At 65.9% G+C, this 20453-nt stretch carries 16 protein-coding genes and 1 pseudogene; 9 read left to right on the top strand and 8 right to left on the bottom strand.

What is annotated here, in order from left to right; translation table 11 throughout:
- The coding region (gene dgcA / locus G4D86_RS50990; RefSeq protein ID WP_164002977.1) for an N-acetyl-D-Glu racemase DgcA at positions 1–854 on the top strand (854 nt) is incomplete at its 5' end.
- Positions 855–1279: 425 nt separating this feature from the next.
- On the opposite strand, the gene G4D86_RS54110 is transcribed toward dgcA, so the two are convergent.
- Both G4D86_RS54110 and G4D86_RS54105 read right to left on the bottom strand, forming a co-directional pair.
- Positions 1280–2035: a reverse transcriptase domain-containing protein gene (locus G4D86_RS54110; protein WP_205520426.1), complete on the bottom strand. Its 756-nt coding sequence runs from the start codon at positions 2033–2035 to the stop codon at positions 1280–1282.
- Entirely contained in the window at positions 2035–2643 is a 609-nt protein-coding gene (locus tag G4D86_RS54105; RefSeq protein WP_205520425.1) for a reverse transcriptase domain-containing protein, read from the bottom strand. Before G4D86_RS54105 ends, G4D86_RS54110 begins: the two co-directional genes overlap by 1 nt.
- On the opposite strand from G4D86_RS54105, the pseudogene G4D86_RS50980 reads away from it, so the two are divergent.
- Positions 2626–3855, top strand: a pseudogene (locus G4D86_RS50980) (IS3 family transposase). The gene G4D86_RS54105 and the pseudogene G4D86_RS50980 sit on opposite strands and share 18 nt — an antisense overlap.
- Before the next feature lie 222 nt (positions 3856–4077).
- Here the strand turns inward: G4D86_RS50980 and G4D86_RS50975 are convergent.
- On the bottom strand, positions 4078–4584 hold the full coding sequence (locus G4D86_RS50975) for a hypothetical protein (RefSeq protein WP_164002975.1): 507 nt from the start codon (positions 4582–4584) through the stop codon (positions 4078–4080).
- Positions 4585–5341: 757 nt separating this feature from the next.
- On the opposite strand from G4D86_RS50975, the gene G4D86_RS50970 reads away from it, so the two are divergent.
- Both G4D86_RS50970 and G4D86_RS50965 read left to right on the top strand, forming a co-directional pair.
- A complete protein-coding gene (locus G4D86_RS50970) occupies positions 5342–5593 on the top strand; it encodes a PAAR-like domain-containing protein (protein WP_164002974.1) in 252 nt (83 codons plus the stop codon).
- 286 nt (positions 5594–5879) lie between these two features.
- Positions 5880–6767 (top strand): transposase, encoded by an 888-nt coding sequence (locus G4D86_RS50965; RefSeq protein ID WP_164002973.1) that lies wholly within the window; start codon positions 5880–5882, stop codon positions 6765–6767.
- 555 nt (positions 6768–7322) lie between these two features.
- On the opposite strand, the gene G4D86_RS50960 is transcribed toward G4D86_RS50965, so the two are convergent.
- A complete protein-coding gene (locus tag G4D86_RS50960) occupies positions 7323–8357 on the bottom strand; it encodes an IS110 family RNA-guided transposase (RefSeq protein ID WP_164002972.1) in 1035 nt (344 codons plus the stop codon).
- 489 nt (positions 8358–8846) lie between these two features.
- Here G4D86_RS50960 and G4D86_RS50955 point away from each other — a divergent pair, with 489 nt between their 5' ends.
- Positions 8847–9149: a hypothetical protein gene (locus G4D86_RS50955; protein ID WP_164002971.1), complete on the top strand. Its 303-nt coding sequence runs from the start codon at positions 8847–8849 to the stop codon at positions 9147–9149.
- Between the two features lie 115 nt (positions 9150–9264).
- Here G4D86_RS50955 and G4D86_RS50950 read toward each other — a convergent pair whose 3' ends face one another.
- Together G4D86_RS50950 and G4D86_RS50945 are read right to left on the bottom strand one after the other, a co-directional pair.
- Entirely contained in the window at positions 9265–10761 is a 1497-nt protein-coding gene (locus G4D86_RS50950; protein WP_164002970.1) for a hypothetical protein, read from the bottom strand.
- A gap of 29 nt (positions 10762–10790) precedes the next feature.
- A complete protein-coding gene (locus G4D86_RS50945; RefSeq protein ID WP_164002969.1) occupies positions 10791–11051 on the bottom strand; it encodes a hypothetical protein in 261 nt (86 codons plus the stop codon).
- Between the two features lie 298 nt (positions 11052–11349).
- On the opposite strand from G4D86_RS50945, the gene G4D86_RS50940 reads away from it, so the two are divergent.
- On the top strand, positions 11350–11721 hold the full coding sequence (locus G4D86_RS50940) for a hypothetical protein (protein WP_164002968.1): 372 nt from the start codon (positions 11350–11352) through the stop codon (positions 11719–11721).
- 292 nt (positions 11722–12013) lie between these two features.
- The gene (locus G4D86_RS50935; RefSeq protein WP_164002967.1) at positions 12014–16075 is read left to right on the top strand and encodes an exonuclease/endonuclease/phosphatase family protein; all 4062 of its coding nucleotides are present in this window, start codon (positions 12014–12016) and stop codon (positions 16073–16075) included.
- A 278-nt stretch (positions 16076–16353) separates the two neighbouring features.
- Here the strand turns inward: G4D86_RS50935 and G4D86_RS50930 are convergent, their stop codons facing one another.
- Positions 16354–16893: a transposase gene (locus G4D86_RS50930; RefSeq protein WP_164002966.1), complete on the bottom strand. Its 540-nt coding sequence runs from the start codon at positions 16891–16893 to the stop codon at positions 16354–16356.
- Positions 16894–17133: 240 nt separating this feature from the next.
- Between G4D86_RS50930 and G4D86_RS50925 the strand changes: the two genes are divergently transcribed.
- On the top strand, positions 17134–18948 hold the full coding sequence (locus tag G4D86_RS50925; protein WP_164002965.1) for a PI-PLC domain-containing protein: 1815 nt from the start codon (positions 17134–17136) through the stop codon (positions 18946–18948).
- 10 nt (positions 18949–18958) lie between these two features.
- Positions 18959–19519, top strand: a complete 561-nt coding sequence (locus G4D86_RS50920; RefSeq protein ID WP_164002964.1) for a hypothetical protein — start codon at positions 18959–18961, stop codon at positions 19517–19519.
- A gap of 5 nt (positions 19520–19524) precedes the next feature.
- Here G4D86_RS50920 and G4D86_RS54480 read toward each other — a convergent pair whose 3' ends face one another.
- Entirely contained in the window at positions 19525–19944 is a 420-nt protein-coding gene (locus tag G4D86_RS54480; RefSeq protein ID WP_420821900.1) for an IS66 family transposase, read from the bottom strand.
- Between the last annotated feature and the right edge of the window lie 509 nt (positions 19945–20453).

Raw genomic sequence — 20453 nt, 5'->3', positions numbered from 1 at the left:
AGTGCGTCCCCTATGCGCGCTATGGCGAGACGCTGGAAGGCGTCATGGCGGCGCTGGAGGCGGCCCGACCGCGCATCGAGGCGGGGCTGGAGCGGGACGGAATCGCCGGGGTGCTGGAGCCGAAGGCCGCGCGCAACGCGCTGGACTGCGCGCTCTGGGATTTGGAGGCGAAGCGGAGCGGGCGGCCCGTCTGGGCGCTGCTGGGCATGTCCGAGCCCCGGCCGCTCGTCACCGCGTACACGCTGAGCCTCGATACAACGGAGGCAATGCGCGCGGCCGCGGAGAAGGCCGCGCACCGTCCGCTGCTGAAGGTGAAGCTCGGGCGCGGTGAGGAGGACATCGAGCGACTGCGCGCCATCCGCGCGGGGGCTCCGGCGAGCCGGCTCATCGTGGATGCGAATGAGGGCTGGCAGCCGGAGGCGCTGCCCGCCCTGCTCGACGCCTGCGCGGAGCTGGGCGTGGTCATGGTGGAGCAGCCGCTTCCCGCGGGCAATGACGGCGCGCTCCAGGGGCTGCGCCGCTCGGTGCCCGTGTGCGCCGACGAGTCCGCTCATGACCGGCACGGACTGGGCACGCTGCTGGGGAAGTACGACGCCATCAACATCAAGCTGGACAAGACGGGGGGCCTGACGGAGGCGCTGGCGCTCGCGTCGGCCGCGCGGGGCGAGGGCCTTCAGCTCATGGTGGGCTGCATGGTGGCGACGTCGCTGGCCATGGCGCCCGCAATGCTCGTGGCGCAGGGGGCCGCCGTGGTGGACCTGGACGGGCCGCTGCTGCTCTCCCGGGACAGGGTGCCCGGCATCCGCTTCGAGGGGAGCGAGATGTACTGGCCACCCCGCGAGCTCTGGGGCTGAGGGACAGGGAGGACCACCGCGGGCCACGCGTCGAGCGCGGCGGCCGAAGGCCGCGATGCGAATGCGGCGGAGTCCCCTTCTGGGAGGTACTCCGTAGAGGCTGCGGGAATCGAACCCGCGGACAAGGCGATAGGAAACCCCAGGCAGGACGCGCTGTTACCCACTATCGCCTTGATCTCACGTCGGTTCGTTGTGCCTCCCTATCCCGTCTTCCCCCGTCTTGTCCCGTTCTCATCCCCGCATGAGGGGTAGAGTCGACGGGAGGCGCGGTGCCGCTCGGGTTTGTCGGCGCCTGCTGCGAGGGTCCGCTCTCGCTCGCCCTCTCGCCGAGTCTCACCCACGGTCCGTTTCCTCCACGCCGCTCATCGAACCGGACGTGCAGATTTCCTGCATCCGGCTCTCGGACAGGTTTCACGCGACGCGTCTCAGCGCAGGAGGGCACGTACCTCCAGCACTCCGAGGCTCCGATGCACCTCGTTGTACTTGAAGCGTGACGTTGCTCGCGCCACCTTGTGCCTCCTGCTCAGGAAGTTCCTCACCCGTTGAGTCACGTGCCAGTCCAGCACGTTGAACGCGCGCATCGGCGAGTCGTAGACGAAGTACGTCGCCCACCCTCGCAGGAACCGGTTGAGCTCGCCCGCTATCTCCTCCCAGCGCTCTGTCCTGCCGCGCCGAAGGATTCGGCTCACTTCACCCCGGGCGTGCTCCATCGCCTTCTTCGAAGGTCGGGCTCCCAGGTACTTCTGGCCGGTCTTCTTGTAGACCAGTGGTCCCAGTTCGTACCCGAGAAAGCGGAAGTGCTCTTTCCGCGCATCGCGAATGCTCGTCTTCGCCTCGTTGAGCGTCAGCTTCAGCCCATCGAGCCATCGTTTCACCTGCGCCAGCATCTCCGCGGCTCCCCTGCGGGCTACCACCACGAAGTCATCGGCGTAGTTGACGATCTTCGCTCCGCTCCTCTTCATCAGCTCGCTCTGGGTGAACGCCTTCAGCAACCGGTTGATGTAGATGTTCGCCAGTAGTGGCGAGATCACACCTCCCTGCGGCGTTCCCTGCTTCGAGCGCTTGCCTCCGCTGTACCTCGGGCGACCCTGCTCGTCCCTCTCTTCGACAGGCACCTTCAGCCACATCTTCACCAGATGCAGCACCGCCTTGTCCGCGATCCTCCGCGCGGCGCTCTTCATCAGCTCCGCGCAGGAATCGTGTCGAAGTACTTCGAGAGATCTGCATCCACCACTTGGTTCCGCCCCCGCTTCAGCTCCTGATGGACCTCTCGGACCGCATCGACCGCGCTGCGTCCGGGTCGGTACCCATACGCAGCCTCGCTCAAGTCGGCCTCGAAGATGGGCTCCAGGATGAGCTTCGCCGCCGTCTGGACCACTCGATCCTTGATCGTGGGGATCCCCAACGGTCGCTCGCCTCCTCCTGGCTTGGGTATCAGCACCCTCCGCACAGGCTGGGGCCGATACGCCTTCCCTTGCAGCTCGCGCTGCAACTCCTCGAGCCAGCGCTCCTCGCCGTGCGCCGAGATCTGCTCGAAGGTCTGTCCATCCACTCCTGCGGCGCCCCTCTTCTGCTTCGACTGCCTGAGCGCCTCCGTCAGGACGTCCCACCGATGGATCTTGTCGTACAGCGCGTAGAACCGGAACGTCGGCTCCGCCTTGGCCTTCGCGTACAGCTTCGCTCGGAGCTCTTCGAGCTTTGTGAGGGTTGTTAGTGGTGTAGCCCCCTGAAGAGTCGGACAGGCTCGTTCAGCTAGAAAGCGAGTCTGACGATGGAGAAGAAGACCCACGAGGGAGCCCCGGAGGGGGTCGAGGGGAGCAAGCGTCGCCGCCGGTACTCGGCGGAGGAGAAGCTGCGCCTGGTGGCCGAGTGTGGGGTTCCGGGGAGCAGCGTTTCCCTGGTGGCCCGCAAGTACGGCATCAGCTCCAGCCTGCTGTTCTGGTGGCGGCAGTTGAAGGAGTTGGGCGGCGTGTCGGGGCTGCAGGCCGGAGAGGCCGTAGTGCCCGAGTCTGAGGTGCAGGCGCTCAAGGCCCAGGTGCGCGAGCTGCAGAGGCTTTTGGGCAAGAAGACGCAGGAGGCCGAAATCCTCCGGGACGCGGTGGAGCTGGCGCGCGAAAAAAACTACTGTCGCCCGCGGCCTTGTCCAAGCTGGGAGGCATTCTGTGAGCGCGGTCGCCCGGGCCCTCGCAGTCGCCCGTTCCACGCTGCACCGCCCCCTTTCCCCTCGGCAGCCCCGCCGCCCGGACGCCCAGGCCGACGCCGAAGTCCTCAACGAGCTCAAGGCCGTTGTCGGACAGAGAGCCACCTACGGTTACCGCAGGGCGTGCGCTGTCCTCAACCGGCAGCGCCGGACCGCGGGCAAGCCCGGCGTAAACCACAAGCGCGCCTACCGCCTCATGCGCCAGGGCCGGCTGCTGTTGCTGCGCCATACCGGCAAGCCGACGCGCACCCACCAGGGCCAGGTGGTGACGCTCAAGTCCAACCTGCGCTGGTGCTCCGATGGCTTCGAGGTGCGCTGCTGGAATGGCGAACGCGTCCACGTCGCCTTCAGCCTCGACTGCTGCGACCGCGAAGCCATCGCCTTCCAGGCCGACGCCCAGCCTCCCACTTCGCTCACCATCCAGGACCTGATGGCCGAGACGCTCGAGGCCCGCTTCGGCCCGGGCATCGCCAAGGCGACCCACCCGGTGGAGTGGCTGTCGGACAATGGCCCGGTCTACACCGCCAAGGACACCCGCGACTTCGGCCTGAGCCTGGGACTGAGGGTGTGCACCACGCCCTCGTACTCCCCCCAGAGCAACGGCATGGCCGAGGCCTTCGTGAAGACCTTCAAGCGCGACTACGTGTACGTCAACGAGCTGCACTCGGCCGCCCACGTCCTGGTGCAGCTACCCGCCTGGTTCGACGACTACAACCGCTGCCACCCGCACCGGGGCCTCAAGATGAAGTCACCCCGCGAGTTCCGTACTGCTAACTCTCAACCTTGAGCTGTCCGATTTGACGGGGGCAACTTCAAGCGCCCATGGCCTCAATCCGTTGGCTCCGGCGCGTACTGCCTTGCTCCTGTGCCCCAGGACGGACCGATTCAGGGCTGCTCTGATTGCTTCGCGCGATCAGCATCCGTGAGCACCGTCGTAGACGTGAGTCAGTTCACGCTGCCCTGCCCTTCAGCAGGGCAGCTGCTGAGGCTACCTACCCAGGCAAGAAATTCACATCGGCTGGCTTAGTTGTTCGTCGTGGCAAGCGTCCACTCACGGCTACAAGCCAGCAACCGCCCTGAGCCGTGCTCACCGATGCAGCCAATGAAGGCAACCCAGGTGCCTTCATAAAAATTGAAGTTGCAGTCCTTCACCGTCCCTGAGCCATTGGGGTTCCAGCACGCATAGTAACTTCCAGTCTGATACGAATACAGCACGCCCACCGCAGAGTGGCCATCAGCCGCGACGTCCTTGACGACGAGGTGGTCACCATATGAGTCGAAGGACACGCGAGCGCCGGACGTGGGATACCTCTCATGGGTGACCGTGAACGCCGAAACGTTGCCTTGCGTCTCCGGGTCAGGCTCCGGGGGAGCTGCTGGCACGGCAGACTCGGTGACTGCCGGAGGATTCGAGGAGTCAGTGAACGCGTCGGGCTGCGCGACTTCGGCGTCCGTTGCCACCCCTCCGCAGCCAGCCATGAGCGCCGTACTGAGTAGGTACACACATGCGAAACTCGGTCCATTCTTCATTCTATGTTCCTTTCGGATTGGGACGAGCTGGTGGGTCGTCCCCTTGCCAGCTCAAAGCGAATAGGGAACCGAGTCGCTGGATGTGAACGGGCAAGGAATCATGAGCGCAGGCGGCCCCCCAGGAGTGAGGGACTCGACCCCATCTGAGTGGAGGGAGCCAATCAGCGTGCATGGCAGACGCGAAGCTGTGGAAGGAGCGGGTCGAGGAGTGGCGCGCCAGCGGGCTGGGTGCGTCAAGGGCCAGCAGGGCGCGCTGACCTCGAGCGCGTCGCGGTGCCCGTGGGGCGGGCCGCGTCGGTGCTGGGCGGCGGACCGGGGGCAGCGCTCGTCAAAGGTGCGCGGCAACGCCGGGTGACAAGCTGGAGGGCCACCGTGGAGTGGTCGTCCGGCTCGAAGTCGGTCCAATCGATGGTGACCGTCACCGCTTTGCGCTCGGCCCCCTGGGCTGGACCGGACGCCTACACAGCGCCTTTCGGCGGTCGGCGCAGCGCGGCCGTAGAAGGACGACCGGAACCGGAGCTCGATAAGCCACGTCGGGAGTCGTCGGCTGGTCGTGCGTGCGGATGGGCCGCAGGCGGCTGACGTCGCTGCGTAAGTTCAACGGCCGCAAGGGCACGCGTGGTGAACTCCGTGGCTGGCACTACAACGGCTGGACGCTGCGAGCTGCATTGGGTGTCCACCAGGGAGCACATGCCCATGAGGGTGATGCGACGGTGCCCTGAACCTCGTCATCGTCGCTCCCATCTGGGGGCGCGCCATGCCGAAGGAGAACCACACGCTCATCAACGGGCTGAGCCCGGTGACGAAGGAGAGCGGCGGAACAGTGGTGGGATTTCCAGACGTATGTAAGGCGCCAGGGCCAAGCGGGCCCATGCCGGTGCCCGTTCCCAACATCGCCAAGAGCGAGGACCTGGCGGACGGCTCGAACTCCGTCACCATCGGAGGCGCGCCCGTCGCGCTCTCAACGTCGAAGCTGGCGCGCTCCACGGGGAATGAGGCCCCGCCGTAGGGGAGTGAACCACATGGACAACGACTTCGTTGTGGGGAGGGCAGGTTCCAACCGCTACCCGCTGCTCGCTTGGGAGGAGAATGGGAACCGGTACTCAAGGATGGAGCCCGTACACGACGGGAAGCCCGTCCAATTGCGCCTTGGGTCTCCGGTGCCCGCTGGAGTGACTCCGACCGCATCCGAGCGGAAGCAAGCCGAAACCTGGAAGGGCAGGGCCGATGCCCTCTCCCTACTGCGCGGTGGACAGACCGGGGCCGTCTCTTTTCTCCAATTTTTCGGCTCGGCCTTGCAAGTAACCCCTCACTCCCATGCGCTGGTGCCGGAAGGCGTCTTCGTGCCGGGGGAGGGCGGCGTGCGCTTCGAGGCGTTGCCGCCGCCCACGCAAGGTGAGGTGGAGCGGCTGCTGAGGGTGGTGCGTCACCGGGTGCTGCGCCTGCTGGAGAAAAGAGGGGCCCTGCCCGCGCAAGGGCCTGAGGACGCGCTGCAGGCGTACCCGGCGCACTCCCTGCAGCAACGGCTGCGCTGGACGGAGGTGGACGTCCGGCCCCCTCCCAACAAGCAGCCGCGGTGCGCCTTGCTGGAGGGTTTCTCCCTGCACGCCAACACGCACCTGCATGCCAACGACAGGCAGGGACTGGAACGGCGATGCCGCTACGGGGCGCGCGGTGCGCTGGCGCTGGCGCTGGCGCTGGCGCTGGAGCGGCTGTCACGAGCGGAGGACGGCCGCATCGCCTATCGGATGAAGCGCCCGCTGCCGGACGGCACCACGCACCTGCTCTTCACCGGGCTGGAACTGTTACGGCGTGTAGCGTCCCTGGTACCTCCGCCTCGGGCAAACCTCACGAGATTCCACGGCGTCTTCGCTCCAGGCGCCAAACTGCGGCCATTTCTGGTCCCTCAAGCAGGTGCGCAGGAGGCGAGCGCGGGGCTTGAGGCAGCGGCCAGGAAGGAGCGGATGAAGGAGAGGACACCGCGAGTGGACTGGGCCGAGTTGCTCAGCAGGACGTTCGACGTCGACGTGTTCGCCTGCATGAGGTGTGGAGGCAGGCGGCGAGTGCTGGCGTACGTGAAGGAGGCGGGAGGGGTGCGAGCGATTCTGGAGCACCTGGGCCTGCCCACGGCAGGTGCGAGACTGGCCCCGGCGCGCGGGCCTCCCCAGGCCGCGGGGTGTTGAAGCTCAAGCCGCCACAGCCAGCCAAGACAGCCAGGCCCCTGCCTCGCCCCTCCTGGGAAGGCGGCTGGGCTGGGCTGGCGTGTGCCTGCTGGAGATAAAGGGCTTCTGCGCCGGCCCGGCGTGCGGCTCATGGGCTCCCCGTCAGCATCCCTCACCTCCCGCTCTGCTCCCGCCTGCTACCCCCAATAGCGCTCCTGTCCTTCCTTCTGTGAAGCGGCCCCCCGAATCAGGCACCTTGCCTCGTCTCACTTTCAACAACAGACGCCTTCAAGCAATGCTTTCCTTCCCCCCTCGCCACCGCTGCCGCAGAGGCAAAAGGCAGTCGCCTCCTTCGTGCCATCTGACTCCAAACCCCTCTCCGCGAGGTTTCTTCAGCCTTCTGTTCGCGCTCGACTTGGGGCGGACGGTGCCGCCGGCGCATGGGGAGATTCGATAGCGGGGGCGCCCTCTATGCTACGGCCCTGAGTTGCTGGCCAAGGAAGGACACGCGCTCACCCGCTCCTCGAAACCTGTGGGAGAGGTCGTTGGCTCATCAGGCGGCTGACGAGGACGACCTCATGCAGCAGCCTCCATCTCTGCTGGCTTCGGCGGTTGGTACTCCGTCCCATCGCGCATCATCGCGAAGAGGATTCCGGCCAGCCGTCGCGCCAGCGCCACGACGGCTGTCTTCTTGCCGCGCCTGGCGGCAATCCGTTCGGCCCATTCTCGCAGATGGGCTGTCTCGGGCTTCTTCGCCCGCATCAGGCGGAGCGCCGCCTGGATGAGCAACCAGCGCGCCCGGTGGTTTCCCGTCTTGGTGATGGGCCCCTTGCGTTGCTTCTCTCCCGAGCTCCTCTCGCCAGGCACCAGTTCCAGCCAGGCCTCCACCTGGTGCGGCCCGCTGAAACGCTCGGGCTCATCCACCGCGGAGACGAAGGCACACGCTGTCACCGGCCCCACCTGGGGCACCGTGCACACTCGTGCCACCTGCGCGTCATGCCGGGCCAGTCGCTCGAGCACTCCGTCCAGGAAGGCAATCTGCGCGTTGAGGTGCAGCATGAGGCCCAGCAGCGGAGCCACTTCCGCCTTCAGCCACCCGGGCAGCGGCAGGACTGCCACCCGCTTGACGAAGGACTCCGCCTCCCCGTCCCCGATTCGCAGGCCCTCACGCCGCACCAGCGCGCTCACCAGGGCGATGTAGCGGGTGCGTGTGCGCACCAGCGCCTCGCGCACGGCCAGCTGCGCCCTCATGTGCCTCCGGGCCTCCGAGGTGCGGTGCGCCGGTCGGTACGCCCCCAGCTTGCACGCCTCCGCCAACGTCCGGGCGTCCCGCTTGTCCGTCTTCACCCGACGGCTTCGCGTGGCGTACATGGGCGCAAAGTTGGGGTCGGCCACCACCACCTCGTGGCCCAGCGCCTCCAGGCCTCGGGCCACCCATTCGCTCTCGGTGGAAGACTCCAGCAGCACCCGCGCCTTCGGGCGCTTGCCCAGCAGCTCGCCCAACCGCTCTCGTTGGGTGCGCAGCCGCTGCTCCAGCACCACCTCGCCCCCGTCCCCCAGGATGCATACCTGGCTGTCCCGCTTATGCACGTCGATGCCGATGAACTCCATGGCCCATTCCCCCTACCTCGGCGGTCTTGTTCGCGCCGCGGCAATCTAGGGCTCGGTGGGCCTCCCTCCACGTCCGTGGCTGGCCGGCCGCTTCATCTCCTCTATGCTCCTTCCATCGAAAGCAACCCCTACCGCCATGGGACATGAAGCCCCGTATTCCCGTAGGTGCTTGGTAGCTGCGCCAACGGCGTGGACGACGACGGGAAGAACGGCATCGACTGCGCGGACACCGTGTCCTGCACCGGCGAGCCCTGCGGCCAGGGCTGCACGTGCGACGGCGGCAAGCGGACGGAGACAGACTGCACCGACGGCATCAGCAATGACGGCGACCCGGAAATCGACTGCGCGGACCCGGACTGCAACACCAGGAGGTGCGTCCTGAGAAGGCCCGGCGGCTGTGATTCTTCGAGTCCGACCATAAGCATTCGCCTCGCTCGGACCTGAGCTCTCTTTCTGGTCACCCGTGAGTTCTTGAAGTACAAAATATCCATGGAAATTATTCGTTGGCTTGCGCTTGCGCTTCTGATTCTGTTTGCCGGGTACACAGTTCATGCAAGTCGGACAGAATCGTTTTGGAAGTCTCTAAAGATTGTTCTCGCGTTGAAATGGGGCCGCCAGGTAACGATTGATCTTTATCTGGGGCTCTTCCTGTTCAATTTCTTCATCTATCTCAACGAGGGATCGATACTTCTTGTAGCGGCCTGGTTGATTCCGACCCTGATTCTGGGGAACATCGTTCCTCTGATTTATTTCGTGGTGAATTTCAACTCCCTGGTCAGCCACTTCATTTGAGTAGCCACCCCGCCGCAAGGGCTGACCATCAGCGCCGAACCTGGGCATCAACGCCAACTCCGCGCGGTCCAGCAGGATGGTCAGGGAGTCGCTCACCGCGCCAGCGTAGCGGAACTCACTCCCACTCGACGTGTGAGTACGCCGTCGTGGCCTGCCTCAGGTCCTTCATCTCCCAGGATTTGAGCTTGCGCTCGCAGCGCACGCGAAGCCCTCGCGTCCCGAAGCCCTCCGCCGCGCGAAGGACCTCCACGAACAGCGAGACGGCCTCCTCGCTCACCAGCGTCGCTTCGATGGGCACCTCCGCCGCCGGTCTCACCGTGAGCCTCCAGCTTCCCGGACTGTCGGCATCGATGCGCTCCAGCTTCGCCGCCAATGGCGATCTGGCGCATTGGAGCAGGTCGAGCGGCCCGACGTTGCGAAGCTCCAGCCACGACAGGCTCGGCAACTGGGCCAGCCTCTCTAACGTCTCCGCCCATTCAACACCAGGAACCATGTCCAGATAGGTCCTGCCCGGTTGAGGCGCACACAATCCCAACCTGCTCACGGAAGGATGCGGGCCCATGCGCCGGGCCGAGAGGAGATCCATCCGGCTCATCCGCCTGATACCGTGCAGGAGTGGATGCATGAACCACTCCGCGTCGAAACCGGGCCCTTCGTCTCCGCCCCAGTCAACCTCCCGCACCGTGCTCCACGCGGGGCCCGGCGCGGTGAAGGAAGGTAGGGCTGGACTCCCCTGTCTCAGCTGGACGGACACTGGGAATCCCCGCTCGAAACGGGTCCTGCCCCGTTTGATGCGTGTCCCCAGGGGACCTTCCCAGGTCCACCGGTGCGCCTCGAGCAGCGCGGCGACTCGGGCCTCATCGGGAGCGGGCGAGCATTGGAGCACGATGAACTCGCCCCATGGATCGCCGAGGGCCACCAACTCGTCGGCCATCACCAGTCGCACGGCATCGTCGTCGAGCTGGGCGTAGACCTGGGGCAGCCACCGCTCCCGGACGCTCGCGCAGCGATGCTCCTGCTCCACCCTCGCGCCGAGGGCTTCCCTCAAGCCTTCGAGCGCCGCCTCGGCACGCACATCCAGTACCGGGGGCACCCGCTCACTCCCCATGCGGATGATGAAGGCGAGCCGAGCGGCGGAGTCGCTGTCAGTCGCCAATCTGGCTTGCAGCGCCTTGAGCGGCGCGACGTCAAAGGGTGGGCCCACGTGCTTGAGCGTCAGACACAGCTTCGTCAGGTTCAACGGAACTTCGAACTCAGGCAGCCGGGAGAGAAGCACTAGCGCTGGCGCGAACTGCGGGTTCGGGGACATCCGAAGGACCTGGTCGAGGTACAGCCCCACCGACTCTGGGAAACTCCCCGCCTTTCGCATGAGGAGCCACGCCAAGAACCTGGGCGTGTCCTGCCACGACCCGTGCAGCGGCGGCCCGGCGTTTTCATCCACGGCGAGGCGCTTCGCGACCAGGTGCCTTTCGACCTCTTCACAAACCCTGACCAGCTCCGGCGAGCGGCACACCCGCCAGGCGGACAACAGGGCGGCGAGCGTCTGCTCTTCGTCCTGCCGGGCAAAGGACTCCGCGGCGCGCTCCAGGAGATCGTACAAGGTGCCGTCCACGTCACCAGCCTACCGCGACGCGGACACGCTCACACCCACTCGACGTGGGAGAAGCCAGACGCGGCCCGTTGCAGGGCCTTGAGGGCCGCGGCGTCGCGCTTGCGCTCACAGCGCACCCGCAGGCCCCGCGTCCCGAAACCCTCCGCCGCGCGAAGGACCCTCATGAACGTCTCGACGGCCCGCGCGCTCACCAGCGTCGCCTCGACGGGCACCTCGGCGCCCGGGCTCACCGTGAGGATGGAGGCCCAGTTGGGCGCACGCGCCAGGGTCCTTTGGCCGCCAGGGGGCATCCGTGCGAAGGGTTTCGACCCAAGATGCGCACGCGGCGGCCCTCCGGCAGGGGAGTTGCATGAGTCATTCACTGGCGTGAGGCCCACGCTGAAGCCAGCCGCCCCTGCAGGACGCCTCGCGGGCGCACGTCGGCTGCCTGCCGCACCAGCGCCTGCGTCCGCATGGGACGCGCGTGCGTCATTCCATGACGCCCGCCGGGGCCCTGGCCGATGACCTTCCGGGGCCGCGGGCCCGCACACGGGGCCTCGGACGTCCGGCCTCGCGCTTGCACTCGCCGCGCGCGGAGACGCCGGGGCCATGCTCATCATCCGCACGCAACAGCTGCAGGCCTTCGCCGCCACGGCGGAGCGTGACTTCCTCAGGAGGCTGGCCCGGGCCGTCCGCCGACATTTCCCCGCGGCGACGCAGGCGCTGCCCGAGGAGGAGCTCCTGGCCGAGGTGGAGGTGCGCGTGGAACAGGCGCGCGGCCATGGGCTGACGTGGGAGTCGTCCATCGCCGACTTCGTCGGGTTCACTTTCGATGTAGGGCCCGGGTTCGACAGCCATCCTTCCGTGCGGCTGGTGTTGGAGGACCCCGCTCTCCCCCCTGACCGGCGCATGGAGCGGCTGACGCGCGAGCTGCCGCCTCACGTGTGGAGCAGCGTGCGCGTCTTCACCGGCACCCCGTGAGCGACGTGGGCGAGGGCACATGAACTGCGCCAACTGTCTGCAACCCGTCCCCTTCCTCACGACCACATGCCCTCACTGCGGGGCGCCGACCCCTTCGCTGAAACGCAAGAGGGGGTCCGGAGGCGCGCTGCCCAAGCCCAAGCAGCCGCGCCTCTTCCTCATCGCGCCGGGCCCTCGGCCACAGCAGGGCACGAAGCGGCCACGGGACGAGGATGAACAGGACGACACGCAAGGGGAGGAGGACCCCCAGCCCACACCCAAGCAACGCAAGCTGGGCCGGGCGCACACCTCGGTGGGAGCCATCACGCCCACCCTGCCTGCCTGGAATGAGGGCACCTCGCTCCCAGACGGCGTGCCGCCGCGCGACAGCCCTCCACTCCAGCTCAGCCAGCAGCCCGAGGGGGAGGCCTTTCGCGACAGCCCTCCCGAGCCCACCCAGCCATGCCCGCCGGAGCAGAAGCCGCCCCAGTCCGCCACCGACGAGAAGCAGAAGCCGCGCGAGCGTGTCCCCCTCCGGGTGATGGAGTGGAACATCGAGCGGCTCGGAGGAGAGTTCCTCTTCGGCGTCCCCCCGCGCCGTCCCCAGCCGGTCATCGAGGCCATCGCACGCGTCATCCAGCTCGCCGACCCCCACCTGTGCGCCATCATCGAGGTGATGTCCCACAACGGTGAGTCCGAGCTGAAGCGCATCCTCACCTGCCTGAACAAGATGGGGAAGACGCAGTGGGACTACCGGCTCGCGGAGACCACCCGGGAGACGGGCGCGCTCGTGACGGGCGGGCGCACGGGTGAGAACTACGCCGTCCTCTTCCAGCGCGACGTGGGCATCACCTACAAGAGCAGCCGGTTCGCCCAGGTGGTGACCGGGGAGGACGCGAGCGGGCGCGCCCCCTTTCCCAGCAGCACGTACGGGGCCGTCGGCCGGCTGCGCACCTATCGCGTCCCCGCCGAGTTCTTCTTCGAGATGGGCGGCCCCTTCGCGGACGAGAGCGGCAAGCCGTGGACGCTGCCGTTGATTCTCTTCCACGCCCCCGGGCCCACCGCCCACGAGGAACGCCAGCGCACCATCAACACCATGATTTCGAACCTGGGGTTGGTGGAGTCGGTGCACCGGTGGGACGTCTACCCGGACTGCCTCATCTGCGCGGACCTCAACGCCGACGAGGACACGCGCACCGTGCTCCCCGAGGCCATCTCCTACCCGGACCTGGAGCTCAACGCCTTCTGCGGCCTGGACGCGAGGCCCGAGGAGCTCGAGTCGGGTGTCTATCTGGAGGCGCTCGCGGAAATCTGGGACGCGTGGCAGGCGTACAAGTGCGAGCACTCCGAGGACGGGGGCAGGGCGCTGCGCAAGAAGTGGATGGAGCTGCGCAACGAGAAGGCCGAGGTGCTCAAGGTGGCCTTCCAGAGCCTGGGGGAAGCGGCCGTCCAGAAGGTGCTGCCCCCCCCCGAGGAGCAGGAGGAAGAGGACGACGAGGCAGAGTTCCTCGACGACGACGTCGATGAGGACGAGGACGACGTCGAGGACCACAAGGCGCGCAAGAAGAAGTGGCGCGCCGTCGACAAGGTGCTCGTGCGTGCCATCGAGCTGGGCCCGAGCACGCCGGAGGAGAGCATCGCGGAGCTGGCGCAACTGGGCACGGTGTTCGGCGAGCGCTCGTATGAAGCCATCCACACGCTCATCGACCTGTCGCTCCGCAAGGGCGCACCCAAGAAGCGTCTCGACGCCATCCGCCGCGAGTTCAACCTCCTCTTCCGGGAGCAGCAGGGACTGAGCAAGGTGGAGGGGCGGCAGGCTGCCTTCCATCCCGTCACCTCCGTGGGCTTTGGGGCCGCCGTCACCTACGACGACAGCCTCGTCACCACCCGGCGGCGCTCCATCACCGGGCTGCGCACCCGGGGCGCTCGCGGTGTCTTCCTCCAGCCGCGCCGCGCGGGGGACCTGGACCTGTCCAACTACGACCAGGTCCTGCCGCGCTCCGAGGGGCACCTGCGCGACCCGAAGGTCCAGGTGCTGCCCATCCTCGAGTCCGTCCTCACGCCGGTGCGGTACGCGCAGCTCTTCTCCTCGCCCCCGCCGCCCGGTGTCGCGGGCGCCATTCAAATCGGCGGGATTGCGGCTGCAATCCTGTCGCTGGACGGGCCGCTGGGGCAGCTCCAGTACCTCGTGGACCAGGCGCGCAATCGCATCGCCGAGGCCACCCCGACCCTCATCAACCTCCCGCCGGAAGAGGAGGGCCTCGAAGACGACGTCGAAAAGGAAGAAGAGGACGAGGACGCGCAGGCCGAGGACGCACAGCCCCGGGAGGGGACTGGGGCGCTCGACGCCGACGCAACCGGAGACGCCGACGCCGTCAGTATCCCCGAGGACCGGCGGAAGGTGCTCGTCATCCAGCTCATGAACACGGCCCTGCGCTTCCTCAAGAAGCTCTGGGGCGACGAGAAGAAGGCCGCGCGCCCGCTCCCCGAGGCCGCGAGGATTGCCCCGTTCCTCGAGGCCCTGCTGGCGCACCTGCCGGTCCTCCGCGCCATCACCCCCGCGCAGGTCGACGAATGGCTCCGCGCGGTGCTGAAGAGCATTGGCAAGGCGCTGTCGAAGCAGAAGGCGGACGTCTCGAAGCTGGTGACGGACGCGCTGCCGAAGCTGCTCCCCGCGCTGGATGACGAGAAGCCCACCGCGCGGGCCGAGAAGGCGATGCGCGCGCTCCTGGTCGAGCTCGCCGCCGAGCGGCTCCAGAAGGCCGCGGTGCAGGGGCGGGCCCGGTCGAAGAAGCCCCTGGCGGAGTTGCTCGAAGCCAAGGTCGGGGGCCTGTCGCGCTCGCTGGCGAAGAAGGTGCGCGAGGTGGGCAGTCGCGTCGCGGCGGAGGCGGCCTGGGACCAGACGTCGACCTTCACCTCCGCGCCAACGAAACCCGAGCCCGAGGAGCTCATCGAGGAGGTCATGACCGCCGCGCTGGCGGGGTTGGTGGTCACTCCGGCAAACCGCTATGCCATCAACAAGCCGAAACTGAAGGCGGCCCTGATTGGACTGCCGGGGCTGCTGCGCGAGTCCGAGCGCCCCCTGCTCGCCGCTCCTCCCGTCCCCGGCAACGTGGAGCTGGCAATCGCCATCGAGGCGCTGCTGGTGAAGCTCACCACGAAGCCGACGAAGAAGGGCCCCCCGGAGGCGACGCCGGGTGACGTCGAAGGAGTGCTGGTGGGAATGCGCCAATGGGTCGAGGCGGCCCTCCAGGCACAACCCCAGCCGCATTGGGTGGCCACGGTGGAGGATGCGTTGAAGCGGGCCGCGGGGGCCATCTCGGAGCCACTGCCCGCGATGGGGGGAGAGACGGACGTGCTCGGCCTGAGGCTGGCGCTGGCCCTGGCCATGCTGCGTCCGGATGCGAAGGATGGGTACTTCGGCGCGCTGCTCTCGGAGGTGCTCCGGACGGTGCTGCGGCTCCGGAACGACGGGCTCCTCGAGGCGGATGAGCTCGCCGTCGCCGTGAAGCCGCTCATCCTGTGGCTGGCCCGGAAGGCGGACCGCGAGGGAACAGTCAGTCCCGAGCTTCGCGTGCTGCGGGCCGCCGTGGAGGTGGTCGAGCGATGCCTCACCTCGTGGGACCTCCTCCCGGAGCAGGTGAACGACTTCATCTCGCTCCAGGCTGCCCTCCTGCAGGCCAAGCTCATCAGCGACCACAACCCGCTGCTGCTCGAGGCCTGGGTCTACCCGGATCCTTCCAAGGACCCGCTGTACGACGAAGAGTTCGGCGGAGCGCTCGACAAGGAAGAGGCGGACGCGCGGCGCGAGGCCTGCAAGGAGATGAGGCTGCAGGCCGCATCCCAGCCGCCGCTCCAGGGCGCGCACACGGGCGTCACGGACGTGGGCGCGCAGCAGCCGCCGGATGCATCAGGAGACGAAGGGGTTCCAGACGAGGTCCTCCCCCCGCCGCCTCCTCCCAGGGACCCTATCGCGGAGCTCCAGGAGCTGAACGCGCTCCAGGTGGGAGACCGGGTGCGCTTCCTGTACCGCGTCAGTCCCAACATCGAGTGCGAGGCGGTGGTCCTCTCCGCCGCGCAGGTGCCCGACTTCGTCCTCCAGCAGGACGGCGTGCAGAGGCCCGCCGACACCTCGGGGCCGCTCTATGCCAACAAGCTCGCGACGCGCGACACGAGGGCGCGGCACATCTACGTGAAGGCGACGGGCATGTACGACCAGGAGACGCAGAAGCGCTACAAGCGCAAGGCCGTCCAAGGCGTGCCGGTGGAGGACGACATCGACCTGGACGAGGACCAGATGGTCGCGGAGGAGCCCGACGTCGACGCGGTGGGCTGCTACTTCGCCCTGGCTCCAGGCCGCTTCAGGCGCGTGTAGACGCGCCCCTCTTAGCGGGCGTCCCTGAAGCAGGTCACCGGTGGACATCCAGTCCCAACAGCTCGGGCCCGCGGACTGGCGCATCCAGTTCCGCAAATACCCCTTCCCGGCGGACGCCGCCGCGGGCGGTGCCGCCGACGCATGGGGAGATTCGAAAGCGGGGGCGCCCTCTATACGGCGGCCCTCTGAGTTGCTGGCCAAGGCGGAATGCGCGCTCACCCGCTCATCGAAACCTATGGGAGAGGTCGCTGCTCGTCAGGCGGCTGACGGGGACGACCTCATGCAGCGGCCTCCAGCTCTGCTGGCTTCGGCGGTTGGTACTCCGTCCCATCGCGCATCATCGCGAAGAGGATTCCAGCCAGCCGTCGCGCCAGCGCCACCACGGCTGTCTTCTTACCGCGCCTGGCGGCAATCCGTTCGGCCCATTCTCGCAGGTGCGCCGTCTGGGGGTTCTTCCCCCACAGTAGCGAGAGGGCCACCTGGACCAGCAACCAGCGCACCCGCTCGTTGCCTGCCTTGGTGATGGGGCCTTTGCGCTGATTCTCCCCGCTACTCCTCTCGCTGGGAACCAGGCCCAGGTACGCCTCCACCTGATGCGGCCCCGAGAAGCGCGTGGGGTCATCCACCGCGGACGCGAAGGCACACGCTGTCACCGGCCCCACCTGGGGCATCGTGCACAAGCGTGCCACCTGCGCGTCCTGCCGGGCCCGACGTCTGTTCCTCCCATGCGCATCTCCGCCACAGCCCATCCACGCGGCCAGCAGCCCCAGGGGCAATCCCTTCCATGCGCTCTTCGAGTTGTGAGTCGCCGGGTGCATCCAGAGGCTCCATTCAATTTTCCTCCTCTGCCATCGCGCCAGCGCGAGCTGGCGCGTTCCATGGGCGGGCCGGCTCCATTGTCGCGGTGGCGCTGAAAGGGTTGCTTCGGGGGGAACGAGAAAGCCAGCCGGACGGCCTTCACGTCGCGGCCCGGGCGTAGGCGCGCCACCACGAAGCCATGGTCCGCGCACTGGGGCAGCTTGTACCAGACACCAATATCCCGTAACCTTACAAATTCAATGGCGAACCCCCTGATACGAGTGAATTCGGCCCTATATGGCGCCGATACGATCACAGACGTAACTGCAACGATACAAACCTATTTTGATCAGCAGTTTGCCGACAGTCCGGGAAATATCTCCACCTTCTCGTTCCCGATCTCGCTGCAGAACCTGCAAATTCCCGACCCTGAGCCCGGCGTCCTCAAACATCTGATCATCACGTACACGATCCTGGCTTCATCCTCGGCGACGCCTTTCGTACGGGCGGGTCATGACGGGGACACACTCTTGTTGACCGTTGCACCATTGTATGGGTTCACCAACATCTCCGCCTTTTACGGCGCCTTCGGTCAAGCGATTGACATAACGGACAAGGTGACCGCGTACTTCGCCGACCCCGGGAGCAGCAATACTCTAACAATAGGCTCCGACGCATTCTGGCTGGCGTTTACAAACGGTGTTGATCCATACCCGGGAGTCCAGAAATTCTTTTATATTTCCTTTACGGATGCCGCCGGCGATTCAATACGTTATAGCGCGGTGGACTTCCAGAGCCTCACCTTCGGAACGGATGATGCTTATCCGAACAAATTCTGGATGAACAAGCTTTCGGCAACCCCGGCTTTCGGCAACCTGAAGCTTTCGCAGATCTGCTTGCCTGCTACACACGACACCGGGACCTTCATCTTACAGGATAAATTGATCGTGGATCCTGATTCACCCTGGATGGCGCAGGCGATGAATATCGTCCAGTCGTTCAACGACCAGGTCAACGTGATACGCTATATCAGCGAATTCATCAATCCGGTCACCTGGGCCGCCAAAGCTATATACCAGACAACCAGGGATTTCGCAACGGCCACAACCTCGCCTGTATCCAAACAAATGCTCGACGGGATCCGGTGTTTTGACTTCCGCGTTTATTACAACCATGACGATCCGGACAACCCGTTTTATACCTACCACTCCCTGTTGGGCCTACCTCTGGTCAACGCGCTATCAGAGATCAATGCCTTCGCAACCTACACCCCTGGGTCCTCGGGAGAGATCATCTACCTCACCATAGGTCATTACGAGGATGAGCAGAATAAAGAAGGCAACTACAAATTCACCGAGGCGCAAAAAGATCAGCTTTTTCAAATGATCAATAAGACGATGGATGCGAACCATGTATTCGCCCCGCCAGGTGACGGGAAAAGTCTGTTTGACCACACCTACAATGACATTACGGGCAGCTCAACCATGTCCAGGGTGATCCTGGTGGTGGAGGATGCGCCTCCAGCAAGCATCTTCTGGGACAGCTCCTACAGCCCGGTAGATCAGGGGTCCATGGTAGCAAGCGCATACTCCGAGACGGACAAGGTTGCCGAGATGGTCAGTGCTCAGCAGCAATGCGCAAAGGGTGAAACTGCCAAGCCGTTTGCTTTATCCATCTCCCTCATGCCCGACAAAAAGATCGTCATATCACAAATCGCCAGCTCATTGAAAACGACGATTGTGGTTACTTGCGCCTGGCTGGTGCTGATCCCCGTCATTGGTATCAGCGTTTCAGCCGCCTTGATGGCAATCGTGACTAGCTACCTGGCGGGCTTCATCCTGGAAGAAACATCAATTAAATACAAATCCCTTCGCTCGCTTGCCGGGACGGTCTTCGCAGGAACGGACCTGAAAACCTTTATCGAAATCAATTTCATCAATCCGGAATATAAAGTGCCGAGTTTCATCTATATGGACTTTTACGAAGATGCCACGGAAACGAATGCCGATGGCAATACGGTCTATTCCTTGGTCGAGGAAGCCAAAAAGATCACCCAAGCAGCAATACACCCCTGAGACCATCACCATGGCCAATCCTTCGAACCCGCTTACCGTAAACAGCGCCATGTGGGGCGCAGCCGATGCGCCTAACGGGCCAACCTATGCGGATGTAACAACTACCGTGCAGGCCGCGTTTAACGCTCAGTACAATCCCCTCACGCTGTTTTTTTCTATTTTGGTTGATACGAGTGTCTTGGGGCCGGACCCTGCCGTTGGTACGGCCAAGACGCTGGTAGTCACATATTCTATACAAGGAGGGCAGCAGCAGTTCGCAAGGGCCCAGGTGGATGGCGGCACGCTGATTATTATTTTCCAGCCGCTTTCCAGCGTGGTTGTTTTAAAGGCATACTACGCCACCACCACAATGGGCATCGACATTACAGACAGGTTGCAGCAATACATTGCCGACCCGTCCAATGGCGTGACGCTCACGGTGGGCGACCAGGGTTTCTTTAACTATTTCACGGGGTGCACCGACCCTGCGCCCAATCAGCTGAAGACGTTCTATGTCAGCTATCAGCTGGCGGCGGGCCAGGCAGCACTGCAAAAGCTCGCTACCGACGGCCAGACATTGACCCTGGACTGAGTGTTTTACCAAGGGCGGAAAGCCGGCATCGCAGACGGACGAGCTTGAAGCGCGGGTCTTCCGGCGTGCAAAACGAGGATGGGCGCGCGGATGGGGCGGCCTTGCGCGGGGGAGCGGCTCACGATGGGACGCATAGGGCGAAGAGAAGGCCTGTTGAGGGTGGGGGCTGGAGCAGAGGTGCCGAAGAGTGACGCTGACGGGTGCCGCCGAGCTGTGCGCCAGGCCGGTGGAGAAGCCGTGCAGCCCTCATTGGGCACACGCCCGCTCAGGCCGCGCTCCCCTGCCAGGATGAGGTCCATGGACTCACGTGCTTCGGGAGCGGTGGCGAGCGCGTCGAAGAAGCGGCGGCGGGCATGCGCCCAACATCCGACGCGGGTGCGCCCGTCCGGCAGTGTCACCGGGTTGTAGCCGGTGTACCCGTCCACCACGAGCGCGCCCGTCGTGCCACCCAGCACGTCCAGGGGGCGTCTTGCCCCCGCGCCCCCTGCTGAAGCGGTAGCCGATGAGCCACTCGCCCTTCTCGTTCTGGGTGAGGAAAGTCCAGAGGTAGCCCAGCCGCGTCTTCTTGTAAGTGTTCGCCTGCATGAGGTGTGGAGGCAGGCGGCGCGTGCTGGCGTACGTGAAGGAGGCGGGAGGGGTGCGAGCGATTCTGGAGCACCGGGGCCTGCCCACGGCAGGTGCGAGACTGGCCCCGGCGCGCGGGCCTCCCCAGGCCGCGGGGTGTTGAAGCTCAAGCCGCCACAGCCAGCCAAGACAGCCAGGCCCCTGCCCCGCCCCTCCTGGGACGGCGGCTGGGCTGGGCAGGCGTGCCCCCTGTGTCAGGGAAGTTGTCGCCTCGGCTGACGTGCCGAGCTGACGACGCCCTGGGGGCGAGAGCAGGCAGGACGCGGTGCCGTACACGGATGCATTCAAGGCGCAGATGGTGAAGCGGATG

Source organism: Pyxidicoccus caerfyrddinensis (assembly GCF_010894405.1).
Lineage (GTDB): Bacteria > Myxococcota > Myxococcia > Myxococcales > Myxococcaceae > Myxococcus > Myxococcus caerfyrddinensis.
The sequence above is the reverse complement of the archived record's forward strand: the minus strand, read 5'-3'. Positions and strand labels throughout refer to the sequence as shown.